The 16,648-nt window shown below is 66.0% G+C and carries 15 protein-coding genes; 5 read left to right on the top strand and 10 right to left on the bottom strand.

The genetic code is table 11. The annotated features are described in order from the left end of the window. Nucleotides 1-52: 52 nt before the first annotated feature. From ctaD to BM310_RS05720, 3 genes are all read left to right on the top strand, one after another. Nucleotides 53-1,831 carry a cytochrome c oxidase subunit I gene (gene ctaD / locus BM310_RS05730; protein WP_089805454.1) on the top strand — a complete coding sequence of 593 codons (1,779 nt, stop codon included), beginning with the start codon at nucleotides 53-55 and terminating at the stop codon, nucleotides 1,829-1,831. Between the two features lie 306 nt (nucleotides 1,832-2,137). Then, entirely contained in the window at nucleotides 2,138-2,431 is a 294-nt protein-coding gene (locus BM310_RS05725) for a DUF7520 family protein (RefSeq protein WP_089807045.1), read from the top strand. Between the two features lie 131 nt (nucleotides 2,432-2,562). Next, nucleotides 2,563-2,958, top strand: a complete 396-nt coding sequence (locus BM310_RS05720) for a universal stress protein (protein ID WP_089805452.1) — start codon at nucleotides 2,563-2,565, stop codon at nucleotides 2,956-2,958. 29 nt (nucleotides 2,959-2,987) lie between these two features. Here the strand turns inward: BM310_RS05720 and BM310_RS05715 are convergent, their stop codons facing one another. From BM310_RS05715 to BM310_RS05685, 7 genes are all read right to left on the bottom strand, one after another. Next, entirely contained in the window at nucleotides 2,988-3,689 is a 702-nt protein-coding gene (locus BM310_RS05715) for a thioredoxin domain-containing protein (RefSeq protein WP_245778433.1), read from the bottom strand. A 2-nt stretch (nucleotides 3,690-3,691) separates the two neighbouring features. Next, nucleotides 3,692-4,435 carry an ABC transporter ATP-binding protein gene (locus tag BM310_RS05710; protein WP_089805448.1) on the bottom strand — a complete coding sequence of 248 codons (744 nt, stop codon included), beginning with the start codon at nucleotides 4,433-4,435 and terminating at the stop codon, nucleotides 3,692-3,694. After that, nucleotides 4,432-5,259, bottom strand: coding sequence for an ABC transporter ATP-binding protein (locus BM310_RS05705; protein WP_089805446.1), 828 nt, complete (start codon nucleotides 5,257-5,259; stop codon nucleotides 4,432-4,434). Before BM310_RS05705 ends, BM310_RS05710 begins: the two co-directional genes overlap by 4 nt. Next, complete coding sequence (locus BM310_RS05700) at nucleotides 5,256-6,422, bottom strand: branched-chain amino acid ABC transporter permease (protein ID WP_089805444.1); 1,167 nt, start codon at nucleotides 6,420-6,422, stop codon at nucleotides 5,256-5,258. The genes BM310_RS05705 and BM310_RS05700 overlap by 4 nt, the downstream gene beginning before the upstream one ends. Beyond that, nucleotides 6,419-7,405, bottom strand: coding sequence for a branched-chain amino acid ABC transporter permease (locus BM310_RS05695; RefSeq protein WP_089805442.1), 987 nt, complete (start codon nucleotides 7,403-7,405; stop codon nucleotides 6,419-6,421). The genes BM310_RS05700 and BM310_RS05695 overlap by 4 nt, the downstream gene beginning before the upstream one ends. A 123-nt stretch (nucleotides 7,406-7,528) precedes the next feature. After that, the gene (locus BM310_RS05690; RefSeq protein WP_089805440.1) at nucleotides 7,529-8,935 is read right to left on the bottom strand and encodes an ABC transporter substrate-binding protein; all 1,407 of its coding nucleotides are present in this window, start codon (nucleotides 8,933-8,935) and stop codon (nucleotides 7,529-7,531) included. A gap of 150 nt (nucleotides 8,936-9,085) precedes the next feature. After that, on the bottom strand, nucleotides 9,086-9,760 hold the full coding sequence (locus BM310_RS05685) for a haloacid dehalogenase type II (RefSeq protein ID WP_089805437.1): 675 nt from the start codon (nucleotides 9,758-9,760) through the stop codon (nucleotides 9,086-9,088). A 117-nt stretch (nucleotides 9,761-9,877) separates the two neighbouring features. On the opposite strand from BM310_RS05685, the gene BM310_RS05680 reads away from it, so the two are divergent. Next, a complete protein-coding gene (locus BM310_RS05680) occupies nucleotides 9,878-10,633 on the top strand; it encodes a GNAT family N-acetyltransferase (RefSeq protein ID WP_089805433.1) in 756 nt (251 codons plus the stop codon). A 27-nt stretch (nucleotides 10,634-10,660) separates the two neighbouring features. Here the strand turns inward: BM310_RS05680 and BM310_RS05675 are convergent, their stop codons facing one another. Further along, nucleotides 10,661-12,274, bottom strand: a complete 1,614-nt coding sequence (locus tag BM310_RS05675) for a long-chain-fatty-acid--CoA ligase (RefSeq protein WP_089805431.1) — start codon at nucleotides 12,272-12,274, stop codon at nucleotides 10,661-10,663. A gap of 175 nt (nucleotides 12,275-12,449) precedes the next feature. Here BM310_RS05675 and BM310_RS05670 point away from each other — a divergent pair, with 175 nt between their 5' ends. Then, a complete protein-coding gene (locus BM310_RS05670) occupies nucleotides 12,450-12,704 on the top strand; it encodes a DUF7576 family protein (protein ID WP_089805429.1) in 255 nt (84 codons plus the stop codon). A gap of 59 nt (nucleotides 12,705-12,763) precedes the next feature. On the opposite strand, the gene acs is transcribed toward BM310_RS05670, so the two are convergent. Then, nucleotides 12,764-14,743 (bottom strand): acetate--CoA ligase, encoded by a 1,980-nt coding sequence (gene acs / locus BM310_RS05665; protein ID WP_089805427.1) that lies wholly within the window; start codon nucleotides 14,741-14,743, stop codon nucleotides 12,764-12,766. Nucleotides 14,744-14,946: 203 nt separating this feature from the next. Continuing rightward, entirely contained in the window at nucleotides 14,947-16,647 is a 1,701-nt protein-coding gene (locus tag BM310_RS05660; RefSeq protein WP_089805425.1) for a methylmalonyl-CoA mutase family protein, read from the bottom strand. Nucleotide 16,648: the final 1 nt, after the last annotated feature.

Below are 16,648 nucleotides of genomic sequence, written 5' to 3'. Positions count from 1 at the left end.
CCGCCGGACCGTTCCCGAACCTTTCATTACGCTCCGTTCCTCAGTCACAGCCATGCAGGTTAACGGACAGCTCGCACTGACGATTCTCATGGGGGTCTTCCTCGTGGTCGTCGCCGCGTGGCTCGCGCGGGTCGAAAACTGGCGCACGTACACACCGCTCGCGGGGGGCGGGGGCGCCTTCGGGCAAGGGGAGGGATACACCTCCGAAGAGAAGCCGGCCGGAATCATCCGCTGGCTGACCACCGTCGATCACAAAGACATCGGGATTCTGTACGGCGCGTACGCGCTCGTCGCGTTCGCCGTCGGCGGCCTCATGGTCGTGGTGATGCGGATCGAACTGGCCGACCCCGGGATGACGTTCATCTCGAACACGTACTACAACTCGCTCCTGACCAGCCACGGAATCACGATGCTCTTCCTGTTCGGGACGCCCATCATCGCGGCGTTCGGTAACTACTTCGTGCCGTTGCTCATCGACGCCGACGACATGGCGTTCCCGCGCATCAACGCCATCGCGTTCTGGCTCCTGCCGCCGGGCGCGCTCCTCATCTGGGCGGGCTTCTTCCCACTCCCGGACGTCATCCCGGCGCAGACGGCGTGGACGATGTACACCCCGCTGTCGGCCGGTGTCGGCAACGGAAACCAGATGAACGCCGGCGTGGACCTGATGCTGCTCGGTCTGCACCTCACGGGCGTCTCCGCCACGATGGGTGCCATCAACTTCATCGCGACCATCTTCACCGAGCGCGCCGAGAAGGTCACCTGGGCGAACCTCGACATCTTCTCGTGGACCATCCTCACCCAGTCGGGACTCATCCTGTTCGCGTTCCCCCTCCTCGGGAGCGCCATCCTGATGCTGCTGCTCGACCGGAACTTCGCCACGTCGTTCTTCGTCAACGGCGGCGACCCCATCCTCTGGCAGCACCTGTTCTGGTTCTTCGGTCATCCCGAAGTCTACATCCTCGTGTTGCCCCCGATGGGCATCGTCAGCTACGTCCTGCCGCGGTTCTCCGGGCGCCGGCTGTTCGGCTTCAAGTTCGTCGTCTACTCCACGCTGGCCATCGGCGTGCTCTCGTTCGGCGTCTGGGCGCACCACATGTTCGCGACGGGTATCGACCCGCGCCTCAGCGCCTCGTTCATGGCCGTCTCGCTGGCCATCGCCATCCCGAGCGCAGTCAAGACGTTCAACTGGATAACCACGATGTGGAACGGGAACGTCCGCCTCACGACGCCGATGCTCTACTGCATCGGCTTCGTCTCGAACTTCATCATCGGCGGCGTCACCGGCGTGTTCCTCGCCTCGGTGCCCGTCGACCTCATCCTGCACGACACGTACTACGTCGTCGGGCACTTCCACTACGTCGTCATGGGCGCCATCGCGTTCGCCGGGTTCGCCGGCATCTACTACTGGTTCCCCATCTACACCGGTCGGATGTACCAGAAGACGCTCGGGAAGGCGCACTTCTGGCTCTCCATGGTCGGGACGAACGTGACGTTCTTCGCCATGGTGCTGCTCGGCTACGGCGGCATGCCGCGCCGGTACGCGACGTACCTGCCCGAGTTCGCCACGCTCCACCAGATAGCGACGCTCGGAGCGCTCATCCTCCTCGTCGGCCAGATAATCTTCGTCTGGAACTTCGTCCAGTCGTGGCTCGAAGGCCCCGTCGTCGAGGACGGCGACCCGTGGAACCTCAAGGAAGAGGGACTCTACACCGCCGAGTGGGAGTGGTACGACCGCAAGATAAAGACCGCAATCGCGGACGGCGGCGAGGAAGAGGAGACGCTCACCGACGGCGGCGTCCCCGAGAACGACGACGACCAGTCGAAGTAGACGCTCCCGCCCGCTCGCGGTTTTTTGGTTCGTGACTCACGCCCCCGAGCGACTGCTCTCGGGGTCGAATCCGAGCGCCGTCGCCGAACGCAGTCGCTCGGCGGACGGAGCGAACCGCGTCGACCGAACGGGTCAGACGGCGAGGAGGATGCCCGTCACGGACATCAGTACCGCCACGCCGGCGAGGAGAAGACCGAGTAGGTCTCTGTCGGACATACCCGAACGGTCGGGGTTCCACGGGCAAAGAGTCGTCGGTGCGACGCCGAGAGCGGAACGGCTAACCGAGTGGCAACCCGACCGAAGAACGTGAGCGAACGTAGCGACGGAGGCGGACGCGTCGCCGGACAGCGGAGCATCCGCGGCCCTCGACTCGTCGGTATCGTCTACTTCGCACTCGTCGTCGTCGCCGGCGTCGCCGGCGCACTCGTCTCCGTCTTCGTGGGCGGTCTGCGCGCGCCGCGCTTCCTGTTTCTCGTCCCGTTCCCGCCGACGCTACTCGGATTCGCGGCGTACGGCGCGTTGACCATCGCCGTCGTCCTCGGGATTCCGCTGGCTCTCGTCGCGTTCGTGTCGCGGCACGTCGACGACGAGGGAGTGTGACGACACCGCGCACGTATCGACGCGGTGGTGTGACGACACCGCGCACGTATCGGCCCGAACTCGGGGAAGAACCCTCGAACGGCGCCGCCGTCCCCCAAAAGACTAAGCTCCGCGGCACGGAATTTATCCTTATGTATCATGTAGTAGTCGGTATCGACGAGAAGGAGTCGCACGTCCGGCGGTGCATCGAAGCCGTCGTGAACCTCCCGGGGGACCCCGCAGAGAAGCACGTGACGCTCATCCACAGTTTCAGCGACAACCCGAGTGGGGCGTCGGCGACGCAGGTCCACTCCGTCCGCGAGGCGGGCGAGATGCTGGACGAGGCGGGTATCGACTACGACGTCGAGGAGTCCAGCGGCGACCCCGCCGACGCCATCGTCTCGACGGCGGACGAGTTGGACGCGGACCTCATCGTGGTCGGCGGTCGGAAGCGGTCGCCCGCGGGGAAGGCCCTGTTCGGGAGCGTCACCCAGTCGGTCATCCTCGGTGCGAACCGACCGGTGATGGCTACCGGCGTCGAAGACTGAACTGAGAACAGACGGGCGCGGGCGGGCGGTTACGCCGGCGCGTCGTACACGTCGGCGAACAGTGCACCGAGTTCGCCCGGTCGTTTTCGTCCGGTCGCAACCGCGTCGAGCGTGCCGTCTCGGAAACAGAGCACCGCGGGCGCGGCGTCGACGTCGAACGCCGCGCGGAACTCGGGCACGTTCTCACCGTCGACGCCCGCGACTGCGACGCCGTCGGGCACGAGTTCGAGAATCGCCGCGACGTCGCCCTTCATCGCCTCGCAGGGGTCGCAGTCGTGCTTCCACACCGTGAGCACCGCGTGCGGGTTGTCGTCGAGGAACGCTCGGTAGGAGTCGTCGTCGACCTCCTCGACGTCGGCCGGAACGGGCGTGTCCGGACCGAGTCGGACGAGCAGTTCCGCCATCATGGCGTGTTCGGCCGTTTCGAGCGACTCGTCGGCGAACGATTGGATGGCGAGGTACGCGACGACGTCCTCGCTCGTCACCTCGCCGCGTTCGAGGAGGTCGAGCGCCGCCTCCTTCTCGACGCCGAACAGGTCCGCGACGGTGTCGGCGACGCCGTCGTCTCCCATGTAGTCGTACGTGTTCCGGTAGACCCGGCGGTCGCTCTCGAAGGCGGGCGTGGTGGAGAGACTGCCGTCTTCGTCCTCCGCCACCGCGCCGAGTTCGACGAGTCTGTCGAGGGCCGCCTCGGGGTCCGCGCGTCCGTGGGGAGGGGTGTCCGTCGACATCGTCACACCCCCAGGTAGCGTTCGCGCGTCTCTTCGTCGTCGCGGAGTTCCTCGGCGGTGCCGTCGAAGACGATGCCGCCCTGGTCGATGACGTACGCCCGGTCGGCGAGTTTGATCGCCGCCGCCGCGTTCTGCTCGACCAGCAGGATGGTCGTGCCGTCGTCGCTGATGCGCTCGACGGCGTCTTCGACGTCCTCGATTATCTTCGGCGCGAGTCCCTCGTACGGTTCGTCGAGGAGGAGCAGGTCGGTGTTCTGCTTCAGCGCGCGGGCGATGGCCAGCATCTGCTGTTCGCCGCCCGAGAGCGTCCCGGCCTTCTGTCCCCGCCGTTCGTCGAGGCGGGGGAACTGCGCGTACACCTCCTCCGTGGACATCCCCTCGCGGTCGAACGAGAGCGACCGACCCCACGTGTTCGACTTGTTGCGAACCACCTCCGCGAGGTGGAGGTTCTCGGCGACGGTGAGGTTCGGGAAGATGCGGCGTTCCTCGGGGACGAGCGAGATGCCGCCGGCGGAGACGTCCTCGGCCGGGGTACCGGTGATATCCCTGCCCTTGAACGAGACGGTCCCGTCGCGGACCTCCGGCGGCGTCGCGCCCGCGATGGAGCGGAGCGTCGTCGTCTTGCCCGCACCGTTGCGACCGAGGAGCGCGCATATCTCGCCCTCCTCGACGTTCATCGTCACGTCGCGGAGGATGTGGCTCTCCCCGTAGTAGGAGTCCACGTTCGAGAGTTCGAGCAGACTCACAGTTCGACACCTCCGAGGTAGGCCTCCTGCACGTCGGGGTTGCCGCGAATCTCCTCCGGCGTCCCCTCGGCGATGACCTGCCCGCGGTTCAGCACGACGATGCGGTCGGAGATGCTGAACACGATCTCCATGTCGTGCTCGACGAGGACGAACGTGAGCCCGAGTTCCTCTTTGACCTCCTCGATGAGGTCGACCGTCGCCTTGGTCTCCTCGGGCGACATCCCGGCCGTGGGTTCGTCCATGAGGAGCAGGTCCGGTTCGGCCGCGAGGGCGATGCCGATTTCGAGGCGGCGCTTGTCGCCGTAGGGGAGGTCCTCGGCGTCCGTGTGCGCTTGGTTCAACAGGCCGACCGCGTCCAGCGTGTTCTCGGTGCGCTCGTGGACGTCGGTCAGTTTGTTCCGGTGGGTGAAGAAGTTGAATCCGAAGTCGCCCTGTTCGGCGGCGAGCGCCGCTATCTCTGCGTTCTCTCTCACCGTCAGGTCGGGGAAGATGGAGGCGGTCTGGAACGACTTCGAGACGCCTCGTTGCACCACCTCGTGCGGTTCCATCCCGACGATGGACTCGCCCTTGAACCGGATGTCGCCTTCGGTCGGGTCGAGACGCCGCGTGATGAGGTTGATGAGCGTGGACTTGCCCGCGCCGTTCGGTCCGATGATGGAGACGCGTTCGCCGCGTTCGACCGTCAGGTCGACGTCGTCGGTGGCGACGAGGCCGCCGAATTCCTTCGTGAGACCGTGCGTCTGCAACAGCGGTTCCGAACCTGCATCGGGGGTCGGCGTCGGCGTCGACTCGCGGTCGGAGCCGTCTCCGGCGTCGGAACTCATCGACGGTCACCTCCCACGAGGTTGCGGACGGACGAGCGCAGGTCGGACACCCCGCCCCAGATACCGCTGGGGGCCACCCAGATGACCACGACGAACACCAGTCCGAGCAGCAGGTGCCAGTACGTCCCGAAGTCCTGAACGAGGACGACCTGCGTGAACGGCAGGTAGAGCGTCTGGACCCCGCTGACGATGTTCTCGACGTAGAGGTAGAGCCCCGCGCCGGCTATCGGGCCGAACAGCGAGGCGGTGCCGCCGAGGACGGTCATGATGACGATTTCGCCGGACTCCGTCCAGTAGAGCGACTGGAGCGGAACGTACGATCCGTGGATGGTGAACAGGCTCCCCGCGACGCCCGCGAACGCGCCGGAGATGATGAACGCCATCAGCTTGTAGCGCCAGACGTTGAGTCCGACGAACTCCGCGCGCTGTTCGTTCTCGCGGATGGCGCGGAACACCATCCCGTACGGCGAGTTGAGGATGCGATAGGCCGCCGCGACGGCGAGGACGGCGAAGACGGCGACGAACAGGTACATCCAGTTACCGAGCAGCGTGCCCGCGACCGACGGCAGTTCGGACTCGAGGTGGAACTGGCCGAACAGCGCACCGACCGAGATGCCGGTCAGCCCGTTCTCCCCGCCCGTGAGGAACGCCAGCGGTGCCGCGGACATGTAGTAGAGCATCTGTCCGAACGCCAGCGTGAGGATGCTGAAGTAGATGCCGCCGCGTCGCAGCGACAGGAACCCGAGAACCCACGCCAGCAGGATGGCGAACACCGTCCCCGAGACGACCATCACGATGGGGTCCGCGGAGACGTTGTTCGCCACGATGCCGGCGACGTACGCCGCCCCGCCCCAGAACGCCGCGTGGCCGAACGACAGCAGGCCGGTGTAACCGAGCAGCAGGTCGAAGCCGACGGCGAAGATGCCCCAGATGAGCATCAGCGTCGCCAGCGACTGGTAGCCGAGCAGCAGGTCGCTGACCACCGGCGCGCGGGAGAACAGCCACGGGAAGAGGGCGACGGCGATGACGGTCAGTCCGACCACCGTCACCTCGCGCTCTCGAATCGCCTCCCAGCGGGCGACGAGCGAGCCGTCGCTGATGACGGCGCCGCCGTCGCTCGTGGCGTTGGCGCTTCCCTCGCCGGTCGTGTTTCGGTCGCTCATGGGGCCACCTCCTCGTCACCGAGGATGCCCTGCGGTCTGACGAGTAGGATGATGGCCGCGATGGCGTACAGCCCCACCTGCGACCACGGCGAGAAGTTCAGCGTGAACGACGCGATGGTCACCGACGGCAGGCCGATGAGCGTCGCCTGTACCAGTCCGATGATGAGGCCGCCCACCACCGCGCCCGCGATGGTGCCGACGCCGCCGATGACGACGGTGAGGAACGCGGGGACGAGGATGTTCATGCCGACGGTGGGGTTGACGACGTTCAGCGGACCGCCGACGACGCCGGCGACGCCCGCGAGGGCCGCGCCGATGCCGAAGACGACGAGGTACGGTCGCGATATCTTGATGCCGAGGAGTCGGACCATCTCGGCGTCGCGCGTCCCGGCCCGGACGACCAGGCCGAAGTCGGTGTGCTCGACCAGCAGGTAGACGATGCCGACGAGGACGGCCGTGATGCCGATGACCCAGAGCCGCCACCGCGGGAAGTTCCCGACGATGGGCAGTTGCATCGGCCCGGAGACGGGGATGACCGAGAGGATGTACTCGGGCTGGTTGAACGGGAGGCTGTTGCTCCCGAACAGGATGCGGAACAGTTCCTGGACGACGATGGCCAGTCCGAACGTGACCAGAATCTGGTCGGTGTCCGGCCGGTCGTAGAACGGGCGCGCGAGGAACCGCTCCATCAGGAGACCGATGGCGAAGACGAAGAGCGGGACCAACACGAGGGCCGCGAGGAACCCCCAGCCGAGGCCGAAGTCGGCGTATCCCCACTCTTGAAGCTTCCCCGAGGAGAGCGTGATGTCGAGCGCGATGAACAGTCCTGCGTACGTTCCGATGAGGTAGAGCGCCCCGTGCGCGAAGTTGACGAACTTCAGCGTCCCGAGGATGATAGAGAGTCCGACGGCCAAGAGCACGTAGATGGCGCCCTGCTGAAGCCCGTTCAACAGGATGGTGGCCAACTGGGAGACGACGCTCATCGCGCCCTCCCCGGAGTCCGTATCGAAATACGCTCCGTCCGGTTCGTGGTGTGAGTTATCATGACAGTATCGAGTTCGGGTTTCGGTCTAAAGATTATGAAGGTGGCGTTACGGGCGAACCTACTACTCGGCCGGTCCGAGTTCGCACTCCGCCGCGGGCCCCTCGTCACACGCGTAGCCGAGTTCCTCTCGGCTGGTGATGTTGATGATGTCGAAGTACCGGCCGCTCTCCTGTTCGGACTCCGGGAGCCCCTGCACGACGGGCACGTCGCGTTGCGCCTGGTGGTCGCAGGCGCGCATCGTCTCCGCGCCCATGCCGATGTTGTCGTACTCGTAGTCTTCGAGTTGCTTGATTACCTCCGGCGGGTAGAACGTCCCCGCACGCTCGACGGCGGCGGCGTACTGCAGCGTCTGTGCGTACGCCAACTGCGCCGGACCGGACGGGACCCGGTCGTACTCGTCCTGGAAGGCCTGCGTGAACTGGTTGGACGGCTCGTTGTCTATCTGGGAGTCCCACGCCACCGTGCCGTAGATGCCCTCGATGGCGCCGCCCGCCGCTTCGGCCATCGGCCGATTGTAGAGCGGGACGAGAATCTCCATGTCCTCGTCGATGCCGGCGTCGACAGCCTGCTGCACCGAGTTCGCGCCGTCCAGCCCGTAGTGGTTCAGGATGAGCACGTCCGCGCCGGAGTTGGCCGCCTCCGAGAGGTACGACTGGTAGTCGCTGGTCCCGAGCGGCGTCGCCACGGAGTTGGCCTGTTCCCAGCCCGCGACTTCGGTCATGAACTTCTCCATCGACGCCTGCTGGGTCTGCCCCCAACTGTAGTCCGCGTACAACTGGTAGAACGTGAGGTCCTCGCCGTACTCCTCTGCGACCACGGGTGCCAGCGCCTGTCCGGTCATGTAGGCGTTGAACATCTCGCGGAACCCGTAGCGGGCGCAGTCCTTGCCGGTGGTGTCGTTCGAGTGCGTCAGACACGCCATGAACAGGACGTTCTCGTTCTGACACAGCCCCTGAACGGCGATGGCCACCGCCGAGGACGAGCCGCCGGACACCATGATGGCGTTGTCACGCTGGATCATCCGCGACGCCGACTGCCGCGCGGTGTCGGCGTCCGTCGCGGTGTCCCCGTCCACGTAGTCGATGGTGTAGTCGAGGACGCCGTCGCCCGACAGGTCGTCGAACTGGCTGTCGACCCAGCCCCCGCCCTCGTTCAGGTGCTTGACCGCGAGCTCATACGCTCGAAGCTCGTCTTGCCCCTCCGAGGCGTACGGTCCGGACTGCGGGACGTTGAACCCGAAGATGGCCGTGTCGCCCTCGATGGGGTAGTTGCCGAGCGCCGGGTAGTCTTCGCTCCCGCCGTCGCCGCCGGAGTCGGTGTCGCCCCCGCCCGTCTGGTCGCCACCACCCCCGTCGGTCTGTTCCCCGCCGTTTCCTGAGCAGCCGGCCAGTCCCGCGATTCCGACGGTGCTGGCGCCTGCCGCTTTCAACAAGTCTCGTCTATTGAGGGACCTGTTATCCCGTGCCATGGGCTAACGCTTTATCGATTGTTAATAATTGTTTTGTATAATGTGCCTTACCCACTCGTTATAGTTGTCAAAGGAACATGGAATGTTGGGTATGATAATATTTACCAGACAATGATATGGGATGATGTTCTAGTATGAAGTGGTATCTATTCACACGATTGTGTCGGGCAGTTCCGCCAGCGAAGCGAGTTCCACGTCGGGGTCCGCGCCGAGTTCCTCCGGCGGGTCGTTCCGGCGGTTCACCCACGCCGTCCGCATCCCCGCCGCGCCCGCGCCCGCGACGTCCCACGCGTTCGAGGAGACGAGACGGCAGTCGCCGACGGACCGGTCGAGTCTGTCGGCGGCGTGTTCGTACACCGCGGGGTCGGGTTTGAACGTCGCTACCTCGTCGGCGCTGACGATGCCGTCGAGATGGTCCGCCAGTCCCGCGTTCTCGGCGAGACGGTCCAGCATCGCCGGGTCGCCGTTCGAGAGGACCACGAGTTCTCGCCCCGCGTCCGAGAGACGGCGAAGCGTCTCTGCGGCGTCCGGAAACGGGTCCAGTTCGTCGTACGCTTCGAGGATGCGGCGGCGCGTCGCAGAGTCGGGGTCCAGCCCGTAGACGGCGAGCGCGTAGTCGAGTCCGCGCGACGTGAGGTCCCAGAACGGTTCGTACGCGTCCATCAACGCCGCGTGCGTGGAGTATCGAAGCTGTCGTTCCCGCCACAGTGCCTCGACGCCGTCGACGACGGCGCCCGAGGCGTCGAGTTCCGCCGCCAGTCGCGCCGTGACCGTCGTCGTGTCGCAGAGCGTCCCGTACATGTCGAAGCAGAGCGCGCGCGCCATACCGTGCTGTCGATGCGCAGGCGCAAGAAAGAGGGGGCCGCCGCGGCGTCCGCGAGTCGGTTCCACCGGACGACGACGACCACGAACGTGAAGTGACGTGACTGTGTACCACGTGTCATGGACCTTCGAGACGCAACCACGTCGGACATCGAACAGATTCGGACCGTCGCGAACGGGTCGATGCAGGCCTCGTACGGGCACGCGATAGGCGAGGAGACCATCGCGGACGCCGTCGAGACCTGGTACGACGCCGACACGCTTTCGGACTGGCTCTCGGACGACGCCGTGGTGTTCGTCGTCGCAGTCGAGGACGGCGACGTGGTCGGGTTCGTCCAGTCGTACGTCTCGGAGGGACGCGAGACGGTGGGCGAGATAGACTGGCTCCACGTCAGTCCGGACCACCGGAGCGAGGGCGTCGGGTCGCAACTGCTCAAGCGCGCCGAACAGGAACTGACGAACCGCGGCGTGGACCGCATCGAGGGGAGCGTACTCGCGGACAACGAGGCCGGCGCGGACTTCTACGCCGAACAGGGGTACGAGCGGACCGACGACCGACGCATCGAAATCGGCGGCGAGTCCTTCGAGGAGCAGACGTACGCGAAGCGACTCGACGCCGAGGGGGAGCGAATCGTCACCGAGGAACGGACCCTCGACGACGGGGAGACGGTGTACGTGGCCTACGACGAGGCGGTCCGGGGGAAGGAGGCGCCGTTCTACGCCGTCTTCCTCGACCCGGAACGGAGCGAGCGCTACGGGTGGATGTGCGGCGAGGACGAGAGCTTCGACATCGCGATGGACACGATGGAACGAATCGAGTGCAACACCTGCGGGAACCGGCGGAAGGCGGCCCGCTGGGACGCCGCCTACCTGTAGTCGGCCCCGTTCGACGACTGTCCGTCGTCAGCCCTGCCCGACCATCCGGTCTTCGTCCTCCCACTCGCGTTCGCGGAGTTCGTACTTCTGTATCTTCCCGGTGGCCGTCTTCGGCAGTTCGTCGACGAACTCGATCTCCTTGGGCACCTTGTACGTCGCGATGCGTTCGCGCGTGTAGTCGATGAGGTCCGCCTCGGTCACGCCGGGGTCGTCCACGTCGCCGTTCGCCGGGACGACGAACGCCTTCGGCGACTCGCCCCACTCGTCGGAGGGCATCGGAACGACCGCCACGTCGCCGACGGCGTCGTGGTCGAACAGCGTGTCCTCCAACTCGATGGAGGAGATGTTCTCGCCGCCGGAGATGATGATGTCCTTCTTCCTGTCCTGGATGGTGACGAAGCCGTTCTCGTCCACGACGGCGAGGTCACCCATGTGGTAGTAGCCCTCCAGACGGTCGGTGAACGCCTCCTCGGTCTCCTCGGGTTTGTTCCAGTAGCGGTCCATCACCTGGTTGCCGCGGACGACGATTTCGCCGACGGTCTGCCCGTCGCGGGTCACCTCTTCGCCGTCCTCGTCCACGACGCGCACGTCGGTGCCGAGGTAGCCGATGCCTTGCTGTTTCTTCACCTCGAACCGCTCGTCGCTGTCGTCGTCGAAGAAGCGCCGGGCGTCGGAGGTGGTGATGAGCGGTCCCGTCTCCGTCGCGCCGTAGACGTGCATGAGGTACCAGCCGAACTCGTCCTCGACGGTCCGGATGGTCGCCTCGGGCGGGGCCGCGCCCGCGGTGGCCGCCCGCACGGGCGCGTCGCCCGACGTCTCCACGCCGCCCTGTTTGTCGTAGTGGTCCATCAGCATGTTCAACACCGTCGGCGCGGCGCACATGTACGAGACGTCCTCCTCGCGCACGGTGTCGAATATCCACTCGGCGTCGACGCCCCGCGTACAGACGTGCTTCGCCCCGGCCCCGGTGACGGCGTAGATGTGGCCCCAGCCGTTGACGTGGAACATCGGGAGGGTCCACAGGTAGACGTCGTCGTCGGCGATGTCCTGATGGGACGTGACGAGGTAGGCGTGCAGCGTCTCCGTCCGGTGCGTCCGGCAGACGCCCTTCGGGTCGCCCGTCGTGCCGGAGGTGTAGTTGATGGTGATGAGTTCGTCCTCGGACATCTCCGGGCGGTCGTAGTCGGTGGCGTCGGCGATTATCTCGTCGAACGAGAGCCAGTCGCCCTCCACCGCGTCCGCGTCGTTCGTGACGAATATCTCCGTCGGCACGTCGTCGCGTATCTCCTCTATCTTCTCGGCGTACTCGTAGTCCGCGAACACCGCCGTCACCTCGGCGTCGTTCAGGATGTACTCGTAGTCGGCGGGGACGAGTCGGTAGTTCAACGGCGTGTGGACCGCGCCGAGTTGCATCGACCCGTACGCCGCCTCGAGGTGGTAGTGGGTGTTCGGGTCCAACACGGCCACCCGGTCGCCCTTCTCGACGCCCCGGGCCGCCATGGCCGCGGAGAATCCGTCCGCGCGGTCCCCGAGTTCGTCGTAGGTGAATCGTTCGCCGGTCGTCGCGACGACCGCTTCCTGGTCGCCGTAGTAACGCCGTGCTCGGTCCAGAAAGTCCGTGACGAGCAGTGGTTTCTCCATCGCGTGAGTAATTCACCAACGTCGATGATAAATACAAGGGTCGACGCAATCGCTCCCGACGTCTCCCCACGGCTATTACCGCTACCGAGGGCGACGGTACGCTGGGAAGCCGAGTATATTCCAACATATCAGAGTGGAGAAAATAACTTTAGGCAGTCGCTCGAACACGGGTGCAATGGCGCTCTCAGACTACACCGGGCAGTCGCCCGTCGGTAACGAGGACGCGACGGTCGTCCGCGTCGCGCCGCACCGACTCTGGCAACCCGGCCGCACCCGGACGGAACCCTGCGCGAACTGCGGCGACGAACTCGTCCTCTCCGAAGAACACCTGCTCGTCGTCCTCGACGAACGAGGGACGCGGACGCGACGCTACTTCCGCGAGGAGTCGTGCGTCCGCGCGTGGTTGGACGCCGAGGCGGGAGTGGAGTGACGGCCGAGGTGAGGCCCGAGGGCCGTCGCCGGTCGGGCGTCAGGTAGCGGTCGCTCCTCTCAGTCGCCGCGGACCTTCGTCTGGATGTCCTCGACGATGTCGGGGTTCCGCAGCGTCGTGGTGTCGCCGAGTTCCTCGTCGTTGGCGATCTCTTCGAGGAGCCGACGCATTATCTTCCCCGACCGCGTCTTCGGCAGTTCGGGCGTGAAGACGACCTGTTCGGGGCGGGCGATGGGACCGATGGCGTCCTCGACGCCCTCGATTATCTTCCCGCGCATCTCCTCGGTCTCCTCGTAGCCGTCCTCGAGGATGACGTAGGCGTAGACGGCCTCGCCCTTCACCTCGTGGTCGCCGCCGACGACCGCCGCCTCGGCGACGCCCTCGACGCCGACGATGGCGGACTCTATCTCCATCGTCCCGAGGCGGTGCCCCGAGACGTTGAGCACGTCGTCCACCCGGCCGAGGATGGTGATGTAGCCGTCGTCGTCTATCTTCGCGCCGTCCTCGGGGAAGTACACCCACTCGCCCTCGTCGGAGTCGGAGTACTCCTGCCAGTACTCGGAGATGAACCGCTCGTCGTTGTCGTACAGCGTCCGGAGCATCCCCGGCCACGGCTTGTTCACCGTGATGTAGCCGGCGCGGCCGGCCTCGACTTCCTTGCCGTTCGTGTCGACGACGCGCGCGTCGATGCCCGGAAGCGGCGGCCCGGCCGACCCGGGCTTCATCGTCCCGACGCCGGGCAGGGTGGTGACCATCATCCCGCCCGTCTCCGTCTGCCACCACGTGTCGACGACGGGGCACTCCTCGTCGCCGATGTGCTGGTAGTACCACTTCCACGCGCGCGGGTTGATGGGTTCGCCCACCGTACCGAGGAGGCGGAGCGACGACAGGTCGCGGCGTTCGGGGAACTGCGACCCCCACTTCATGAACGCTCGGATGGCCGTCGGCGCGGTGTAGAACACGTCTACGGCGTACTTCTCGACGATCTCCCACAGACGGTCGCGCTGGGGGTAATCCGGCGTCCCCTCGTACATCACCGTCGTCGTCCCCAGCGAGAGGGGGCCGTAGACGATGTACGAGTGGCCCGTGATCCAGCCGATGTCCGCCGAGCACCAGTAGGTGTCCTCGGGCTTCAGGTCGAGGACGGAGTGGGAGGTCCACGACGTGTACGCGAGGTAACCGCCCGTCGTGTGCTTGACCCCCTTCGGTTCGCCCGTCGTCCCCGAGGTGTACATGAGGAACAGCATGTCCTCGGCGTCGCGTTCGACGGGGTCGACGCGGTCACCGTCGTGGTCGGCCATCAGGTCGTCCCAGTCGTGCTGGTTGCCCTTCAGGTCGTGCCCGAAGCCGTCGTCGCCCAGTCGGTCCACGACGACGGTGGCGTCCACGCCGTGGTCGACGCCGTCGAGGCCCTCGTTGGCCTTCTCCATGTGGTCGAGGGCGTCGCCGCGGCGGTAGTAGCCGTCGCACGTCACGAGGAAGCGAGAGTCCGCAGAGTTCATCCGAGTGGCGAGCGCGTCCGCGGAGAAGCCGGCGAACACCACCGAGTGCGGCGCGCCGATGCGGGCGCAGGCGAGCATGGCGATGGGGAGTTCGGGCACCATCGGCATGTAGAGCGTGACGACGTCGTCCTCCTCGACGCCCAGTTCACGGAGGGCGGCCGCGAACTCGTTCACCTCGCGATAGAGGTCCTGATAGGTGTAGGTGCGCGTGTCGCCGTGTTCGCCCTCCCACTTGATGGCGACGCGGTTCTTGTCGCCGTTCTCGACGTGCCGGTCGACGCAGTTGTACGACGCGTTCAGCTTCCCGTTCACGAACCACTCGTAGAACGGTTCGTCGGAGTCGTCCAGCACCTGGTCGTAGTCGTCGAACCAGTCGAGCATCTCCGCCGCGCGCTCCCAACTGTGCGGCCAGTTCTCCTCGAACTCGTCGTAGATGCCCGGGTCGGACACGTTCGCCTGTTCGACGAACTCCTCGGTGGGTTCGAACTCCTCCTGTTCAACTAGCCGTGCCTCGAGTTCTCCGTCACCGTCTGACATAGGTCGTGCAAACCTACCGAATCCTCCATGATAAATCTATGTGAACGCACAATACGATTAATCGACCGACTGCGGAGGGATAGCGAGGGGAGAACGCCGTTTCTCCGTCTGCCGTACGTGCGTGAGGGGTTGCAAAAAAGGTGCATCGCTCGGCGGTCAGACGGGCGTCGGTCGGGGGACAGTCGTCTCCGCCGCGCCCGGCCTCACACCACGCCGACCGTCTCGCGGTACGTGCCGTGCTCCTCGGCGAACACGTCCATGATCTCGCCCATCGTGGCGTACGCCTTCACCGCCTCGACGAGCGACGGCATGACGTTCTCGCCCGCTTCGACGGCCGCGCGGACGTCGTCCAGTGCGGCTTCGACCGCCTCGTCGTCGCGTTCGTCCTTGACCGCGGCGAGACGCTCCAACTGTCGGTCCTGCGTGTCCTCGTCGACGGTGAGGATGTCCGGGCGGGTGTCCTCCTCCATCGTGTACTTGTTGACGCCGACGACTATCTCCTCGCCCTCCTCGACGCGCTCTTGGTACTCGTAGGACGCCCCCTGAATCTCGCGGTGGAAGTAGCCCTCGTCGATGCCGGCGAGGACGCCGTCGCGGACGGAGCCGTCGCCCATCTCGCGTATCTCCTCGATGTAGGCCATCGCCTCCGCCTCCACTTCGTCGGTGAGCGACTCGACGAAGAAACTGCCGCCGAGGGGGTCGATGACGTCCGCCGCGCCCGACTCCTCGGCGATTATCTGCTGGGTGCGGAGGGCGACGCGAACCGCCTCCTCGCCGGGGAGCGCGAGTGCCTCGTCGAAGCTGTTCGTGTGGAGGCTCTGCGTCCCGCCGAGGACGCCCGCCAGCGCCTGAATCGTCACGCGGACGATGTTGTTCAGCGGTTGCTGGGCGGTCAGCGACTGCCCCGCCGTCTGCGTGTGGAACTTCAGGCGCTTGGACGCGTCGTCCTCGGCGTCGTACCACTCCTCCATCACGCGCGCGTAGATGCGTCTGGCGGCGCGGAACTTCGCCACCTCCTCGAAGATGGAGTTGTGCGAGTTGAAGAAGAAGGAGAGCAGGGGCGCGACGGTGTCGATGTCCATCCCGCGTTCGAGGGCGTCCTCGACGTACGCGAAGCCGTCGGCGAGGGTGAAGGCGAGTTCCTGCACCGCCGTCGAACCCGCCTCGCGGATGTGGTAGCCCGAGACGGAGATGGGGTGGAACTTCGGCGTCTGTTCGGCCGCGAACTCCACGGTGTCGGTCACCATGTCGAGCGACGGCGCCGGCGGGATGACCCACTCCTTCTGCGCGATGAACTCCTTCAGCATGTCGTTCTGGAGGGTGCCGCGAATCTCCTCGCGCGGGACGCCCTGCTGGTCGGCGAGGGCGACGTACATCGCGTATATCACGGGCGCGGAGGGGTTGATGGTGAACGAGGTGGACACCTCGCCCACGTCGATGCCGTCGAACAGAATCTCCATGTCGCGGAGGGTGTCGACGGCGACGCCCTCCTTTCCGACTTCGCCGTCCGAGAGGGGGTCGTCGGAGTCCTTCCCCATCAGCGAGGGCATGTCGAACGCCGTCGACAGTCCGGTCTGGCCGTTCTCGACGAGGAAGTGGAACCGGTCGTTCGTCTCCTCCGCGGTGCCGAACCCGGCGAACTGCCGCATCGTCCACGTCCGACCGCGGTACATCGTCGGGTACGGGCCGCGGGTGAACGGGAACTCACCCGGGAAGCCGAGGTCCTCCTCGTAGTCGACGCCCGCCACGTCGTTCGGGGTGTACAGGTCGTCGACTTCGAGGTTCGAGACGGTCGCGAATCGGTCCTTTCGCTCCCCGAACCGCTCTCGCGTCGGGTCGCGGGTCTCCGACTCCCAGTCCTCGCGGGCCTCACGGATGTCCGCGAGTTCGTCCTCGTCGTACATG

Source organism: Halogeometricum rufum (assembly GCF_900112175.1).
Classification (GTDB): domain Archaea; phylum Halobacteriota; class Halobacteria; order Halobacteriales; family Haloferacaceae; genus Halogeometricum; species Halogeometricum rufum.
The sequence above is the reverse complement of the archived record's forward strand: the minus strand, read 5'-3'. Positions and strand labels throughout refer to the sequence as shown.